Annotated in this window: 15 protein-coding genes, 1 tRNA gene and 1 pseudogene; 7 read left to right on the top strand and 10 right to left on the bottom strand. The window is 62.9% G+C overall.

Annotation, left to right across the window (positions count from 1 at the left end):
- Positions 1–23: 23 nt before the first annotated feature.
- Complete coding sequence (locus ACF8GF_RS02055) at positions 24–827, bottom strand: MOSC domain-containing protein (protein ID WP_392487515.1); 804 nt, start codon at positions 825–827, stop codon at positions 24–26.
- Between the two features lie 55 nt (positions 828–882).
- Entirely contained in the window at positions 883–1,818 is a 936-nt protein-coding gene (locus ACF8GF_RS02060) for a chemotaxis protein CheV (protein WP_003248753.1), read from the bottom strand.
- A gap of 351 nt (positions 1,819–2,169) precedes the next feature.
- Between ACF8GF_RS02060 and ACF8GF_RS02065 the strand changes: the two genes are divergently transcribed.
- The 3 genes from ACF8GF_RS02065 to ACF8GF_RS02075 all read left to right on the top strand — a co-directional run bounded on the left by ACF8GF_RS02065 (position 2,170) and on the right by ACF8GF_RS02075 (position 4,591).
- On the top strand, positions 2,170–2,679 hold the full coding sequence (locus ACF8GF_RS02065) for a histidine kinase (protein WP_176684841.1): 510 nt from the start codon (positions 2,170–2,172) through the stop codon (positions 2,677–2,679).
- A gap of 366 nt (positions 2,680–3,045) precedes the next feature.
- Positions 3,046–3,942, top strand: coding sequence for a sensor histidine kinase (locus ACF8GF_RS02070; protein ID WP_176684840.1), 897 nt, complete (start codon positions 3,046–3,048; stop codon positions 3,940–3,942).
- Positions 3,932–4,591 carry a response regulator transcription factor gene (locus ACF8GF_RS02075; RefSeq protein WP_176684839.1) on the top strand — a complete coding sequence of 220 codons (660 nt, stop codon included), beginning with the start codon at positions 3,932–3,934 and terminating at the stop codon, positions 4,589–4,591. Before ACF8GF_RS02070 ends, ACF8GF_RS02075 begins: the two co-directional genes overlap by 11 nt.
- On the opposite strand, the gene yegS is transcribed toward ACF8GF_RS02075, so the two are convergent.
- The gene (gene yegS, locus ACF8GF_RS02080) at positions 4,575–5,462 is read right to left on the bottom strand and encodes a lipid kinase YegS (RefSeq protein WP_392487516.1); all 888 of its coding nucleotides are present in this window, start codon (positions 5,460–5,462) and stop codon (positions 4,575–4,577) included. The two genes, ACF8GF_RS02075 and yegS, sit on opposite strands and share 17 nt — an antisense overlap.
- A 256-nt stretch (positions 5,463–5,718) precedes the next feature.
- Here yegS and ACF8GF_RS02085 point away from each other — a divergent pair, with 256 nt between their 5' ends.
- Complete coding sequence (locus tag ACF8GF_RS02085) at positions 5,719–6,966, top strand: glycosyltransferase family 4 protein (RefSeq protein WP_176684837.1); 1,248 nt, start codon at positions 5,719–5,721, stop codon at positions 6,964–6,966.
- Here the strand turns inward: ACF8GF_RS02085 and glp are convergent.
- Both glp and moaB read right to left on the bottom strand, forming a co-directional pair.
- Positions 6,955–8,142, bottom strand: coding sequence for a gephyrin-like molybdotransferase Glp (gene glp / locus ACF8GF_RS02090; protein ID WP_176684930.1), 1,188 nt, complete (start codon positions 8,140–8,142; stop codon positions 6,955–6,957). The two genes, ACF8GF_RS02085 and glp, sit on opposite strands and share 12 nt — an antisense overlap.
- 22 nt (positions 8,143–8,164) lie before the next feature.
- On the bottom strand, positions 8,165–8,704 hold the full coding sequence (gene moaB / locus ACF8GF_RS02095) for a molybdenum cofactor biosynthesis protein B (protein WP_176684836.1): 540 nt from the start codon (positions 8,702–8,704) through the stop codon (positions 8,165–8,167).
- Positions 8,705–8,892: 188 nt separating this feature from the next.
- On the opposite strand from moaB, the gene ACF8GF_RS02100 reads away from it, so the two are divergent.
- Entirely contained in the window at positions 8,893–9,114 is a 222-nt protein-coding gene (locus tag ACF8GF_RS02100; protein WP_003248738.1) for a YgdI/YgdR family lipoprotein, read from the top strand.
- Between the two features lie 79 nt (positions 9,115–9,193).
- A tRNA-Pro gene (locus tag ACF8GF_RS02105) sits at positions 9,194–9,270 on the top strand.
- Positions 9,271–9,376: 106 nt separating this feature from the next.
- Here ACF8GF_RS02105 and ACF8GF_RS02110 read toward each other — a convergent pair.
- The 3 genes and pseudogenes from ACF8GF_RS02110 to ACF8GF_RS02120 form a co-directional block, all read right to left on the bottom strand.
- Complete coding sequence (locus ACF8GF_RS02110; protein ID WP_392460641.1) at positions 9,377–10,144, bottom strand: methyl-accepting chemotaxis protein; 768 nt, start codon at positions 10,142–10,144, stop codon at positions 9,377–9,379.
- Positions 10,145–10,309: 165 nt separating this feature from the next.
- Positions 10,310–11,044: pseudogene (locus tag ACF8GF_RS02115) on the bottom strand (methyl-accepting chemotaxis protein); the annotation flags it as partial.
- Between the two features lie 120 nt (positions 11,045–11,164).
- On the bottom strand, positions 11,165–12,928 hold the full coding sequence (locus ACF8GF_RS02120) for an ABC transporter transmembrane domain-containing protein (RefSeq protein ID WP_392487517.1): 1,764 nt from the start codon (positions 12,926–12,928) through the stop codon (positions 11,165–11,167).
- A 212-nt stretch (positions 12,929–13,140) separates the two neighbouring features.
- On the opposite strand from ACF8GF_RS02120, the gene ACF8GF_RS02125 reads away from it, so the two are divergent.
- Positions 13,141–13,314, top strand: a complete 174-nt coding sequence (locus ACF8GF_RS02125; RefSeq protein ID WP_176684833.1) for a PA1571 family protein — start codon at positions 13,141–13,143, stop codon at positions 13,312–13,314.
- Positions 13,315–13,428: 114 nt separating this feature from the next.
- Here ACF8GF_RS02125 and pdxB read toward each other — a convergent pair whose 3' ends face one another.
- Together pdxB and tusA are read right to left on the bottom strand one after the other, a co-directional pair.
- Positions 13,429–14,571 carry a 4-phosphoerythronate dehydrogenase PdxB gene (gene pdxB, locus ACF8GF_RS02130; protein ID WP_392487518.1) on the bottom strand — a complete coding sequence of 381 codons (1,143 nt, stop codon included), beginning with the start codon at positions 14,569–14,571 and terminating at the stop codon, positions 13,429–13,431.
- 60 nt (positions 14,572–14,631) lie between these two features.
- Positions 14,632–14,874, bottom strand: a complete 243-nt coding sequence (gene tusA, locus ACF8GF_RS02135; RefSeq protein ID WP_003248727.1) for a sulfurtransferase TusA — start codon at positions 14,872–14,874, stop codon at positions 14,632–14,634.
- Positions 14,875–15,153: the final 279 nt, after the last annotated feature.

The raw sequence follows: 15,153 nt of genomic DNA on the forward strand, positions 1-15,153 counted from the left end.
AGAGGGCGGCTCAGGCAACACACCTATTCCAGGATTTCTACTTCCATCCCCACCTCCAGCCACCCACTGCCATCCACCGCCAGGTTCTGCCCGAACAGCACATCCCCCTCCTTCTCGCGAAAGGTCTTGAGCGTCGCCATCGGCTCGCGGTCGGCGGCGCGCGCCCCGGTAGCCGGATCGATGGTCGTGAAGATGCACCGCACACTGGGCTTGAGCACGCGAAACGCCACGCTGCCGATGCGAATCCGCTTCCAGCCATCCTCGGCAAACGGCTCCGCGCCGTGCACCACCAGGTTGGGCCGAAAGCGCAGCATCGACATGGGCCGGCCAATACGCCGATTAAGCTCATCCAGCGAGCCCTGCCCAATCAGCAGCAAGGGGAAGCCATCTGGAAACGCCGCACGGTCACTGTTGAATCCGTAACCATTGGGCAGGTAACGCGCACGCTGCTCCGGGCAATGCACCAGGCGTACGGCCTTGCCCAGCAACTCGCTCAACCAGGCCGCCGCCGCATCGCCAGCGTCCGGCACACGCAGGGTATCGCGCCAGATCGTCACGCCGCGCAGGGCGTCATCGGCTGGCGGTACAGACACCCGCAACGGCGCCTGTCCAGGGGCTTGCAGCAGCAACTGGCCGCTGTCGTCATCGCTCGCGTCGATCTGGCCAAGTTGTGGCCAGGCACGCTGGGTCAGAAAGCGTCCGTTTTCTTCCTCGACCACCATCCAGCGCCGGTCGCCTTGCAACCCCAGCAACCCCACCGGTGATGCCTTCAGGCTTTGCGCCTGCCCCGACTTCACCGGGTATCGATACAACTCACTGAGAAACATCCCTGCTGCCTCGCGTCATGCCAAAAGCCAAGCTTATACCTGGCAGGCACAACGTTCACGCAGCGGTGGTATCCAGCAACAGGCGCTGCTTGACCACATCGACAAGGCGATCAGGCTGGAACTTGGAAAGGAAGTTGTCACAACCCACCTTCTTCACCATGGATTCGTTGAAACTGCCTGACAGCGACGTGTGCAGTACCACATAGAGCTGGCGCAGGCGGGCATCGCTGCGGATCTCGGTGGTCAGCCGATAGCCGTCCATTTCCGGCATTTCTGCATCGGTAAACACCATCAGCAGCTTCTCGCACACGTCCTCGCCGGCATCGGCCCAGCCCTTGAGCATGCGCAGCGCTTTCAGGCCATCACTGGCCACATGCAGCTTCATGCCCAGTTGGGACAGGGTGTCGCGCAATTGCGCCAGGGCCACACTGGAGTCGTCCACCAGCAGCACCTCGCGGCCGCGGGCCCGGGCCAGCACTGGGTCGGCGAGCTTGTCGCCAGAGACCCGGGCGTTGTAGGGCACGATTTCGGCCAGCACCTTTTCCACGTCGATCACTTCCACCAGCTTCTCATCGACCTTGGTGATGGCAGTCAGGTAGTGCTGGCGACCGGCACTGGAAGGCGGCGGCATGATCGACTCCCAGTTCATGTTGACGATGCGGTCGACACCGCCCACCAGGAAGGCCTGCACCGAGCGGTTGTATTCGGTGACGATGATGGTGCTGTCCGGCCCCGGCTGTAGCGGGCGCATACCGATCGCCTGGGACAGGTCGATCACCGGCAGGGTCTGCCCGCGCAGGTTGACCACACCGCAGACATAGGCGTGCCGCTGGGGCATCAGGGTCAGCTTGGGCAGTTGCAGTACTTCCTGCACCTTGAACACGTTGATCGCGAACAGCTGGCGACCGGCCAGGCGAAACATCAGAATTTCCAGGCGGTTCTCACCCACCAGTTGCGTGCGTTGGTCTACCGTGTCGAGAATGCCAGCCATTGGAAAGCCCCCAGGCTTGAGTCGAAAAAGGTGAAATCATTTACCCTGTATCGGCGGCTTCACGCACACCTTGACCCTTGCGGGAAAATGCCGCGCGGATAATTGATATCACTTTAACATCATGCTTTACTGCCGACACATCGGGGCAAATCAGGGGCACGGCAAAAGTTCCCTACCCTAGCCCTTGATCAGGGAAACCCTTAGCGGCAATCGGGTGCAACCTGATGTTCGCGATATCCTTTAGCCATTAATGTGACGCCATTCTCATTGCATGAATGGAGTCAGGCTTTTGCTAGCTATCGTTTCGGCGTGCCCGCCCCCTGCGCCTACCCCACGCGCGGGGACTTGATGATGGACACTGCCTTATCGTTCGATGACGCCCTGCAGGGCTTCCTGCTGGATGCCCAGGTACTGCTGACCCAGGCCCAGGAATGCCTGCAGCATCTGGAGCTGATAGACAATGATCCGGATGCCTGCAGTTGCCTGAGCAGCGCCCTCGACACTATCGCCCGTCAAGCTACGCGCCTGGGCCTGCGTGAAGTTGCCCACTACACCACCGCCCTGCAACAGTTGCTCGCCCCGGCCTGTCACGGTGGTTGCCTGCAGCGTGAAGCCCTGCCCGCGATAGGGGCGTGCCTGACCTTGCTGGCCTGGCAGTTGGAGCTGGTCGATAGCCGTACAGGGCGGCTGAACCTGGACATCGGCGAGCAACTGGTGCTGCTGGGTGAATTGGCCAAGGTCGTACAACCCCCCTTTGCGCCAGCCTGTGCGTCCTGCGATGAAGAAGGCAGCACCTGCATTCACCCGCACAGTGACGCGGCAACCGGCACCCGCTCTAACCCCTCTAACCGCACGCATTAACCTGACGCAAAGTGCAACTAAGCAACTTTATTGAAACCCGACCATGGTCGAACTTGGAAAGTTCACCAGGCTTTCGGTGCATGCCGTTGAATCATTGCCGCACTAGTTACAGCACAAGTGGGTACAGCGCGATTAAAGGGTGGCACTTTGCTACCCGAAAGCGCCCGACCAGTAGGCGTTTCAACGCGTTACCCGGCCGCGACCGATGCAATGCAAAGTGGTAATATGCGCCCCCACAAACGCTTGCGACCGGAACAAAGGTGGCAAGAATACGTGTTCAAAAAAACAACGAAAGTACTGCGCCAAAGCCTCTGAGCAGCATTGTGCAAGGCCTCCATCAGCAATACTTCAGTGGCCTCCCTACCTATGTTTCCACGCTTGAAGACTTCTTTGCATTGCTGCTCCCGCGCCGCCGTGCTGCGCTGGGCAACGGTCGGGCTGTGCGTGGCCTCACTGGTTGCCAACATGGCGCTGTACCTGGCCAACCAGACAATCCCGGCCAGCCTGATGGTGCTTCAGTTGGTCGCCACGCTGGGCGCTGCTGTGCAACTGGGCCTGGGCGCCAGGTCGATCCACCTGCGCCCGGCTGAGCTGGCCGAGCGCATGCTCAAGGTGCAAGAAGACGAGCGTCAGCATCTGGGCCGGGAACTGCACGACGACATCGGTCAACTGCTCACCGCTGCCAAGCTGCAACTGCAGTGGCTGCAGCGGCGAATGCCCGACGAGTTGCAGGGGCACTGCGACGCCCTGCGCAGCACGCTGGATGACACCCTTGGTAATGTGCGCGATGTTTCCGCGCTGCTCAACCCCCGACAGTTGGCCAGCCTTGGTCTGGAAGCCAGCCTGCGCGCGCACCTGGTACGCACCCTGGCCAGCAGCGGCGTGCACTGGAGCCTGGCGTGCAACCAGCGTCTGGGCGGCATCGACGAAGCCGTGGCCATGGCAGTGTTCCGTATTACCCAGGAGGCGGTGACCAACATGTTGCGCCACGCCCAGGCACACAACCTGGTCATCCGCCTGCAACGCACCCCTGAGGGGCTGGCGCTGTCGATCCACGACGATGGTCGTGGTTTCGCCCCTGCCCGGCACCCGGCCGAGGCCGGTCAGCGCGGCCTGGCCGGCATGCAGGAGCGGGTAATCGCGCTGCAGGGCAGCCTCGACATCACCAGTCAGCCTGGCCGAGGCACGCAGATCGAAGCGATGTTCCCGTGGTCCCCGCGCACCCAGGAACGCGCCAGGAGTATTACCAACCATGACCTGTAGACTACTGCTGGTAGATGACCACTCGCTGATCCGCGCCGGAGTGCGCGCACTGGTCTGCGATATCCCCGGCTATGACGTGATCGGCGAAGCCGACGACGGCAACCAGCTACTCGACCAGGTACGCACACTGACGCCCGACATCATCTTGCTGGACATCTCCATGCGTTCGACCAGCGGCCTGGACGCCCTCACCCAACTGCGGGCCAGCGGCAGTACCTGCAAAGTGCTGATCCTGTCCATGCACACCGACCCGGACCTGATCATGCGCGCCCTGGAAAGCGGCGCCCACGGCTACCTGCTCAAGGATACCAGCGCCACTGAGCTGGAGCAGGCCCTGGGTGCAGTACGCCATGGAGAGCGCTACCTCAGCCCGGCCATCGCCCACACTGTCATCAACCAGGCGCTGCGGCACACCAAGCAGGGCAAGCAAAGCGCTGGCGAACGGCATAATCTGACTTCACGGCAGCTTGAGATCCTGCGCCTGATCGTACGCGGCAAGTCCACTCGGGAAATCGCTGCGGGCCTGGGCCTGTCGATCAAAACCGTGGAAACTCACCGATCGCAAATCATGAAGCGCCTGCAGATTCACGACGTGGCCGGCCTGGTGCTGTTCGCCGTACGCGAAAAAATCATCAGCCTGGATGACTGAGCAACGGCGACCCGGCTGGCAGGTGCAGGTGCAACGCCGCCGGTCTCGCCTGAAAGCGCAGGTTGGCGGCCTGCAACGGCTCGCCATCGAGGTTGATGTCCAACCCTTGCGAACTCTTGATCTCGACCCATGGCAGCCTGGCCCGAATGAACAGGCCGTCACCGCCCAACAGGTCACGCAGAGCTCCCACCATCTCCTGTGGCGCAGGCAGAATGGCGACTTCAAGCAAGCCATCGTTGACCAGGGCTTCGGGGCACAACACCTGCCCGCCCCCGGCCTGGCGGCCATTGCCGATACCCAGCGCCAGCAAATCCCCTTGCCAATGGAAACCCGGCCCCTGTAGCTCCACCGAAGCCGCCTGAAGCTCACTGAAGCGGGACAATCCGGTGAACAGGTAAGCGGCAGCGCCCAGCACTTTCTTGAGGTCTTCGGAGGTATTGGCAGTGACCTGGCTGCCAAAGCCACCCGTGGCCATGTTGAGGAACAGCTGATCGCCAGCCTGCCCCAGGTCTATGGGTTGTGGCGCGACATTCAGCAAGGCCAGCGCCGACGCCGGCTCCAGGGGAATGCCAGCGGCCTTGGCAAAATCGTTGGCAGTGCCCAATGGCAACAAGGTCAGGCTGGCTTTGGTAGCAGCCAATCCCATCGCCTCGGCCACATCACGCAACGTGCCGTCCCCGCCACCGGCGATGATATGGCTGTAACCCGCCGCCAGTGCCTCGGCAACCAGCCGTTGGGCATCGCCCGCCTCCCAGGTCACCCGTACATCCAGTACCCAGCCACTCTCGCGCAGGTCGCGCACGGCGCTGCGCACCTCTTCGTTCATCGCCTGCTTGCCGTGCAGCACCAGCATTGCCTTGCGCCCTTGCATGTGCGCATCTCCGTAAAATGGACCAACCCAAATCTCGACCACTGGCCCGCCCGGATCGTTGCATGCCCTGGAAAAAACATTGGCCAAGCGGCGCTTCTGCAACTGATCGCGTTGCCGGTCATTTTTTCCACATGTGGCAATCCCGGCTATGCTCAGCAGATACCCCTATTGCCATGGACGCGCCCGGCAGTGGCTCCCCCACTGCTGCCAACGGGCGCGTTTTGCTATCTGCAGCCTTTCGCGAGGACTTCGGGTCATGCGCATTCTCTGGACACTGCCCTACCTGCCTTGGCCGACCACCAGCGGCCACAAAACCCGGCAATACCATCTGCTGCGCGCACTGGCGCAGCGCGGCCACCGGATCACCCTGCTGGTGCAGTCGAAAATCCCTCTCAGCGATGCAGCACGTGAGGCCCTGGAGCCACTCCTCGAACGCCTTGTCGTGCTACCCCGCAGACCACTGCACAGTCCACTCAACCTGCTCGCTTCACCCATCATCGACTACCCCATGCGGGCAATCATCAATGGCCTGGCGCCTCGCCTGCGGCACCGGTTCGAGCAATTACTGGACGAACCCTGGGACGTGATCCAGATCGAGCACAGTTACAGCTTCCAGCCGTTCGAAAAAGCCCTGCAGGCTCGCGGGCTGCCCTACATGCTTAGCGAGCACAACCTGGAGTCGGTAATGGGCGGTGCCTGCCACGACCGCCTGCCGCTGTGGCTGCGCCCGCTCAACGCCTTCGACCGCTGGCGCTACCGGCGCTGGGAACACCGTGTGCTGCGCCAACCCACCGAACTGGTGGCCGTCTGCGCCCACGATGCCGAGCTGATCGCGCAGATCAGCGGGCGTCCGGTGAATGTGGTGGTCAACGGCGTGGATTGTGACTACTACCAGCAAGTGCAACCTGCGGTGCACAGCCAGCGTCTGTTGTTCGTCGGCAATTTCGAATATGGCGCCAATCTGGAGGCCATCGAGTGGGCACTGGACGACATCATGCCGAAGGTGTGGATGAGCAACCCGGCGGTGCGTCTGGCTATTGCCGGGCACGCCATGCCGGCCAACTGGAAACTTCACTGGAACGACCCACGCATCGAATGGTTCGGCTACCGACCCGACCTGCGTGAACTGCAACGATGTTCAGCGCTGTTCTTCGCCCCCCTGCGCTATGCCGGTGGCTCGAAGGTGAAAATCCTCGAAGCGATGGCCGCCGGCTTACCCGTGATAACCACCGACAAGGGCGTTTCAGGCCTGAGCGTGAATAACGGCGAGCACTACTTGGGCAGTGACGACGGTGATCTGCTGGCGCTGCTGATCACCCAACTGCTCAACCAGCCTTGGCGCATGAGCCAATTGAGCGCTGCCGGGCGCCAGTTTGCCCGCCAGCGCCACGACTGGAGCGTGGCCGCCCAACAACTGGAGAATGTGCACATACGCCTGACCCAGGCGGCACCGGCCGAAGCCGCGCCGCTGGCCAGTGCCTGGCTGGGCCGCTCAGCCAAGTAGCTCGCTGAAGGGGATGAATGGCACGCTGTCGCCCTGTTTCGGCGTGCTGCCTTCACGCACTTCCACCAGCCCCTCGGCCCAGGCTGCGCTACGCAGCACACCCGAGCTCTGGTTCTTGTAGATGCGCACCCGACCCTGCTCGATGCGCGCGCGCAGGTATTCGCGGCGCGTACCAGGCTTGGGCCAGTCAAACCCAGCCGGCACGTCGAAACGTAGCGGCGTGACGTCAACTACACCCTGACGACGCAGCAGGTAGGGCCTGGTCAGCAGACCGAAGGTGACCAAGGTCGAGGCCGGATTGCCCGGCAAGCCGATCACCGGCACGCCCTGGAAGTGGCCGAAGGTCAGCGGCTTGCCCGGTTTGATCGCCAGCTTCCACAACGCCAGTTCGCCGGCCTCGCGCAGGGCAGCACCGAGGTAGTCGGCCTCGCCCACCGAGACACCTCCAGTGGACAGAATCAGGTCTACGTCACCCAGCTCGGACAGGCAGGTGCGAGTGCGCGCCAGGTCATCCGGCAAGATGCCGGCATCGACCACTTCGCAACCCAGCCGCTGCAACCAGCTGACCAGCAGCCTGCGGTTGCTGTTGTAGATTTGCCCGGGTCCCAGCGGCAGGCCGGGCTCGACCAGTTCGTCGCCGGTCGACAGCACCGCCACTTTCACCTTGCGTACCACGTCCAGGCGGCCATACCCCAAGGTCGCCGCCAAGCCCAGTTCGATCGGCCCAAGTCGGGTGCCGGCGCTCATCACCTGCTCGCCGTTGCGGGTTTCCTGGCCTTGAGGGCGTATGTTCTGCTCGGCCCGCAACCCTTCGAGAAAGCGCACCCGGCCATCGTCGAGTACTTCGGTGTTTTCCTGCATCTCGACGCAGTCGGCCCCCTCCGGCACAGGCGCACCGGTGAAGATCCGCGCACAGGTACCCGGTTGCAGCGGCTGGGGCGCATGGCCGGCGAAAATACGCTGGCTGACCGGCAGCGGCTGGCCCTGCCAGTCAGCCAGGCGCAAGGCATAACCGTCCATGGCGCTGTTCGGCCAGGGTGGAAGGTCGAGCGAGGCCACCAGGTCGGTGGCCAGCACGCGGCCTTCGGCTTCGGCCAGCGGCAGGTTTTCGATCTCGCGGATCGGCGCAGCCTCGGCCAGTGCCAGCAATTGCTCCAGCGCCTGCTCCACCGGCATCAGCGGCCGGGCTTGGCTGACCTCAGCCACGGCTGTCGCAGGCCGCTGCCTGCTTCAGGTGCGCCACGAAGTTGCACGGGCGATGACGGGCATCAAGCTGCTCGGCCAGGATGCCATCCCAACCGGTACGCACAGCGTTGGTCGAGCCCGGCAGGCAGCACACCAGCGTGCCGTTGGCCAGCCCGGCCAAGGCACGCGACTGCACGGTTGAGGTGCCAATGTCGGCCACGGAAATCTGCCGGAACAGCTCGCCAAAACCGTCCACTTGCTTGTCCAGCAGGCAGGCCACCGCCTCGGGGGTGCTGTCGCGACCGGTAAACCCTGTGCCGCCCGTGATCAGCACCACTTGCACGCTGTCATCGGCAATCCATGTGGCGACCTGGGCTCGGATCTTGTACAGGTCATCCTTGAGCAGCACACGCTCGGCAAGGCGATGACCGGCGGCGCTCAGGCGGTCGACGAACATCTGGCCAGAGGTGTCGGTGTCGAAGGTACGGGTGTCGCTGACCGTGAGCACGGCGATGTTCAGCGCCACGAAGGGGGTATCTGCCTTGGCTTTCATGGGTGTCCGTCACAACAGGATGAGATGGGCGCAGTTATATCACAGCGTACCTTTATCCGGCGCTGCCCCCATCAGCCTTGCCCTGGGTCAAGGGGACGAATTAGTCGCTATGCTGCACTTGGAGTGAACTTGCACTAACGTCCTGCGTCATAAATGTCATCTAGCACCATCGCACTTGGAGAAACACGATGATCAAACGGACCCTACCCGCCTTCCTGCTCGCCTTGGGCTTGGGCGCCCTCGCTGGCTGCTCGACCCCAACCGTCATTACCCTGAACGATGGCCGGGAGATCCAGGCAACCGACAAACCGTCCTACGACGAAGACTCGGGCTTCTATGAATTCGAGCAACTCGACGGCAAGCGCACACGCCTGAACAAGGACCAGATCCGCACCGTCAAAGAGCTCTGATCAGGCCCCGTTCAGGCCATGGCCCTTTAAACAACAAGGGCTTGCGAGCAAAAACGGGATGCAGTAGGATTTTGTTCATCGGAGTGTAGCGCAGCCAGGTAGCGCGTCTCGTTCGGGACGAGAAGGCCGCAGGTTCGAATCCTGTCTCTCCGACCAAATCCTTGTCAAAAAGCCCGCCATGTGCGGGCTTTTTGCTGTGTGCGAGAAATACTCAGTGCGCAGCTTCAGCCACCGTGGTCCCCTCCAACCACTGCAAGCCGAGTCAGGCGCTCAGGCGGGAGGTGACTTCGCCCAACTGCCCTGACAAACCATGCAGGCGCTGCCCCGCCTGCTCGGTATGCTGGACCGCTTCCTGGTTGGCTGTGGCAATGCGGGTAATTTCGATCAGGTTGCGCGAGATATCTTCGGCCACGCTGGTCTGCTCCTCGGCCGCTGTAGCGATTTGCCGGTTCATGTCACGGATCGCCTCCACGGCCAGGGTGATACGTTGCAGCATCTGCCCGGCCTGCTCGACCTGCTCAGCCCCTTCCTGGCTACGCTGCTGGCCACTTTCGATGGCCTTGACCGCCTCCACAGCCCCCGACTGTACCGCTTCGATGATCTGGTGGATCTCTGCAATCGACGCTGCCGTGCGTTGGGCCAGGCTACGCACCTCATCGGCGACCACCGCAAAACCACGCCCGGCTTCGCCAGCACGGGCTGCTTCGATGGCCGCGTTAAGCGCCAGCAGGTTGGTCTGTTCAGCAATGCCGCGGATGACTTCCAGCACTTTGCCTATACGTGTGCTGTCATGCTCCAGATCGCGAATTACCGTCGCCGTGCCGGCAATCTCACGGTTGACCAACCCGATGATATCGATGGTCTGCTGCATCACCTGCTCGCCTGCCTGGGCGCTGTGGTCGGCGTCATCGGCCGCACGGGCAGCCTCGGCGGCGTGGCGAGCGACCTCTTGGGCAGTGGCGGACATTTCGTGCATGGCCGTGGCCACTTGGTCGGTACGCTGGAACTGGTCATGAGTACCGCGGGCCATGTCACCGGCAATATTGCGCAACTGGCCGCTGGCACCTTCCAGCTCCTGAGCGTTGTCCTGCAGCCGGCCGACAGTGTCGGCAAGGAAGTCACGCAGGGTGTTGGCCGCCCGCGCCAGGCGCCCCAACTCATCCTCCCGACGGCTGTCGACCCGGGCCGCAAAGCAGCCCTGGCTGAGCTGCGCGACGTACTCGATCAACTGACGGATCGGCTCGATCAGGCTACGGTTGACCAGCCACAGGCTGAGCAGCCCCACCAGCACCGCAGAAGCCAGCATCACCAGCAGGCCCAACCATACCGTACGCTCGGCACTGGCATTGATGCTGGCTGCACGCTGACGGGCATCGGCGCGCAATTGCTCCACCAGTTCGCTCATCTGCTCACTGGCAGCACGATCCACGCCTTTGACCGCCCGGTCGCCCGCTACCGGGTCGCCGCCTGCCGCAAGGAAGGCCTGGCGGCCTTGCGCATAGGCCTGGCCCAACTGGCGGTGACTGTCGCGCAATTCCTGCAGCGACGCCTTGAGCCTGGCATCGCTATTGTCGATCAATTGCCCGAGCAGTTGTTGTACTTGCTGTTCGCGGGCCTGGAACTGCTGCCAGTACTTGTCCATCTCCGCAGGTTGGCGCCCGCGCAATAGCACGTTCTTCCATTCCTGCACCTGAATCTTGAACTGCAAGTTGGCTTCGTCAATCAATTGCGAGGCCCGCAGCGGCCCGTCGACCAGCTCGGCGTAGCCACGTACGCTGGACGACAGGAACTGGAAACACACCAAGGCGATCAGCAGCATCGCCAGCACACTGCCGCCGAGCAGCGAGAGAATTTGCACTCTGAGGGATTTACGCAACATCGAGGGTCTCGGAACCAGAGGGAGTAGGCTGAGGCCGCTGTACAGCCTCATTACTGGCAGGCCAAAAAAAAGCTGCCATCACGCAATGGCAGCCAGGTCGAGCACTTACGCAACAGTTGAGGCAAATCTTCTCAGGCAATTACTACAGAAATGTTACAAAGCCACGACACGCTAGCCCGTGGTGAACTGCAGCGCTGCCAGCCGCGCATACAGCGGGCTGTCCTCGATCAACTGACGGTGGGTGCCCACCGCCACCAGCCGGCCATGGTCGATGACCGCGATGCGCTCGGCATGCTGTACCGTGGCCAGGCGATGGGCGATCACCAGCGTGGTACGGCCGGCCATCAGGCTGGGCAGCGCTTGCTGGATCAAGTATTCGCTTTGTGCATCGAGGGCACTGGTGGCTTCGTCCAGCAACAGGATCGGCGCATCGACCAGCAAAGCCCGGGCGATCGCCAAGCGCTGACGCTGCCCGCCGGAAAGGCCTATGCCGCCTTCCCCCAGTTGTGTCTGGTAGCCTTGGGGCAGTTGCCGGATGAATTCGTCGGCATGGGCGCCGCGGGCTGCTGCTTCGACTTCAGCCAAGGTCGCCTCGGGCCGGCCATACCGAATGTTGGCCTCCACCGTGCCACGGAACAGCGAGGGGTTTTGTGCTACCAAGGCGAACTGCCGGCGCAGTTGGTCGGGATCAAGCTCGGTAACTGGCTGGCCATCAAGCAGGATGCGGCCTTGCTGGGGGTCGTAAAAGCGCAGCAACAAATCGAACAGGGTCGACTTGCCTGCCCCGGAAGGGCCTACCAGGGCGACGGTCTGGCCGGGCTCGATGGTCAGGCTCAGGCCGTCGACAGCCGCCACCGTGGGCCGTGAAGGGTAAGCGAACACCACCTGCTGCAGTTCGATACGCCCACTCGCCCGCTGCTGTGGCAGCACCTGCGCCACGACGGGCGGCAGGATGGCACTTCGCGCGGCCAACAGTTCGGCAATGCGCTCGGCGGCACCCGCGGCCCGCTGCAGCTCGCCGATCACCTCACTGAGGGTACCGAAAGCGCTGCCGACGATCAGGCTGTAGAACACGAATGCAGCCAACTCACCTGCGGATATACGCCCGGCGATCACATCCATGCCGCCGACCCACAGCATCACCCCCACCGCCCCCAACACCAGCACGATCACCAGGGTAATCAGCCAGGCACGCTGGGTAATCCGCTTGCGGGCAACAGTAAACGCTGCTTCGACCGTATCGGCGAACAGTTCTCGGTCGTGCGCCTGGTGGTTGTAGGCCTGCACGGTCTTGATCTGCCCCAGCGTCTCAGCCACGTAGCTGCCCACATCGGCGACCCTGTCCTGGCTCTGCCGCGACAGGCTGCGCACCCGACGGCCGAACAACAGGATCGGTGCCAGCACCAGCGGCAACGTTACCACCACGATGCTGGTGAGCTTGGGGTTGGTGATGAACAGCAATGCCACACCGCCAATGACCATCAGCGCGTTGCGCAAGAACATCGACAGCGATGAACCGATCACTGATTGCAGCAAGGTGGTGTCCGCTGTCAGCCGCGACTGGATCTCGGAGCTGCGGTTGTCTTCGAAAAAACCTGGGTGCAGGCCGATCAGGTGGTCGAAGACGGCACGACGGATATCGGCCACACAGCGCTCGCCAATCCACGACACCAGGTAGAAACGGCTGAAGGTACCCACTGCCAGCGCCAGCACCAGCAGCAGGAACAGCCCGATGGTCTGATTGAGCTGGTGCGCGGAGCGGGTCATGAAGCCTTGATCCACCAGCAGGCGGATGCCTTGGCCCATCGACAGGGTGATGGCAGCGGTGACTACCAGCGCCAGCAATGCCAGCAGCACCTGCCGGCGATAAGGGCGAACGAACTGCCAAGCCAGGCGCAAGGCACGGCGTTGGCGCGGGGAAACCGATTCAGGCATGACAACTCAACCACAAAGGGTGGGGAAGCCGCAGCCTACCACTCATCCCGGTCGGGAGACTGCATGCAGGTTGCTATAACGCATCGATCTAACCAGATTATGGAGCTTTCACAGGGTTTCTGCTGGACTGTTGCTGCCGTGACCCAGAAGCTGTCACAGGCCAGTCACGGCGCAGGGCTACCCTGAGCTTGAACCTGAAGAGGAGACAGTGCATGAGCTTGCAGCATGGCAATGATAACCAGAAGCCCCAGACCTCCCCGCAACCGCAAGTATGCGGTTCGATCATCGATGCCAAGGGGCGCGAAGTGCCGATCACCGAGCAGATGATCCAGCAGGCCTGCAAGGCCCTGGAAGAAAGCCGTGTCGAGCGCGTACGCAAAGGTTGATCGGCGATTTTTTTGCAACCCGGCGCTTGCGCCGGGTTTTTATCTGCCCAGCCAGTGGGCTTGGCCACCCCCACAGGTAACCGTAGATACCTGCAAGGTCACGACAAGGTTTGCTTAGACCAACACCCCACCCAGGGCACTGACCAACTGCGCCAACTGCGGCGCCTCTCCGTGCAAGCGCACGGCCAGCCCCTCGATCTCGCGCCGTGGCGGGTATTGCTTGCGCAACTGGTCGAACGCCGCTCGCTGCTGCTGCGGGTCTTCGCTCAGGCTACGGCGGAAATCGGCATCATCGCGGCGCGGGTCATACACGGCGCGACACAGGGTGGCCAAGGCCCAGGACAGGTCGGTGCTGGCATCCAGCTCGATCTGCGCCAGCGGCGGCCTGGGGAGCAGCTCGGCCAGTCGCACCTGCTCGTCCACAGCCAGGAAGCGGCACAGCGCCTGGTAGATCTGCGCCGTACCACGCTGGCGGCCATCGAGGCTATAGCCGGCAATGTGCGGCGTAGCCAGTGTGCACAGGTCGGCCAACTGCAGGTCCACCTGCGGCTCCCCTTCCCACACATCCAGCACTGCGTGCACGTCTTCGCGGTCCAGCAGCAGCTCGCGCAGGGCGACGTTGTCCACCACCGGGCCACGGCTGGCGTTTACCAGCCAGGCACCTGGGCGCAACTGTGCCAGCTGCGCCTGCCCCAGCAGGTGCCAGGTCGGGTACTCGCCGCCGCGTTGCAACGGGGTATGCAAGCTGATCACATCGCACTGCTGCAGGATGGTTTCGAGGCTGACGTAGTCGCCGCCCTCGGCGGCCTGACGCAACGGGTCGCACACCAGCACCTTCCAGCCCAGGCCGTGCAGCACCCGCACCAGACGGCCACCCACTTCACCCGCGCCCACAACGCCATACACGCGCTCAGGCAATGCCACGCCATCCAGCTCGGCCAGGGTCAGCAGGCTGCCCAGCACGTAATCGACCACGCCGCGGGCATTGCAGCCAGGTGCGCTGCTCCAGCGGATGCCGGCTTCTGCAAAGTAATCCAGGTCCAGGTGATCAGTGCCGATGGTGCAAGTGCCGACAAAGCGTACACGGCTGCCTTCGAGCAGCTGACGGTCGACCTTGGTCACGGAGCGCACCAGCAGGATATCGGCGTCCTTGACGCTGGCAGCATCGAGGCTTCGGCCGGGGTAGCGGCGAATTTCACCGAAACCCTGGAAGAAGGCATCGAGCAGCGGGATGTTCTCGTCGGCAACTATCAGCATGGCGCTCTCCTGTCTGGGGAGCGCAGTGTAGGCGCAACGCCGGGCGTGTTCCAGAGCGATTCAGTCGGCTTTCTTGCGGATCCAGTACAGGAAAGTGCCGGCGTCCTCTTGCTGCTGCAGCAATTCGTGGCCGAGGAAGTTGCAGAACTTGGGGATGTCGCGGCGGGTCGACGGGTCGGTGGCGATGACCTTGAGCAGGCCGCCGGCGGCCAGGTTGCGTACGTGCTGGTGCAGCATCATCACGGGTTCTGGGCAGTTCAGGCCGGTGGCATCGAGGATGGCGTCGGGAGTGAAATCGGTCATGGGGGGCTCCGAAAATGATCGCTATTGTCGCGCATAGCGCGACGCGGTCCAAGCACGGCTTTCAAACCCAGCGCTCTTGATCTTGATCTTGATCTTGATCTTCGCGACTTCAGGAGGCCGAACGCAGGCCTTGCGGAGGCAGGTGACGGGCATGGATGCCCGTCAAGCGCTGAGGCCCCAGGATGGGGCCTTCGGCGCGGTCCTGCCGGGAGCAAGGCCGGAGTGAGGGGACCCCGGAGCGCAGCGCAGGGGCCGGATGATGGGAGCGCAGCGTTTTTT

The organism is Pseudomonas sp. yb_5 (assembly GCF_043103865.1).
GTDB classification, from domain to species: domain Bacteria; phylum Pseudomonadota; class Gammaproteobacteria; order Pseudomonadales; family Pseudomonadaceae; genus Aquipseudomonas; species Aquipseudomonas putida_Y.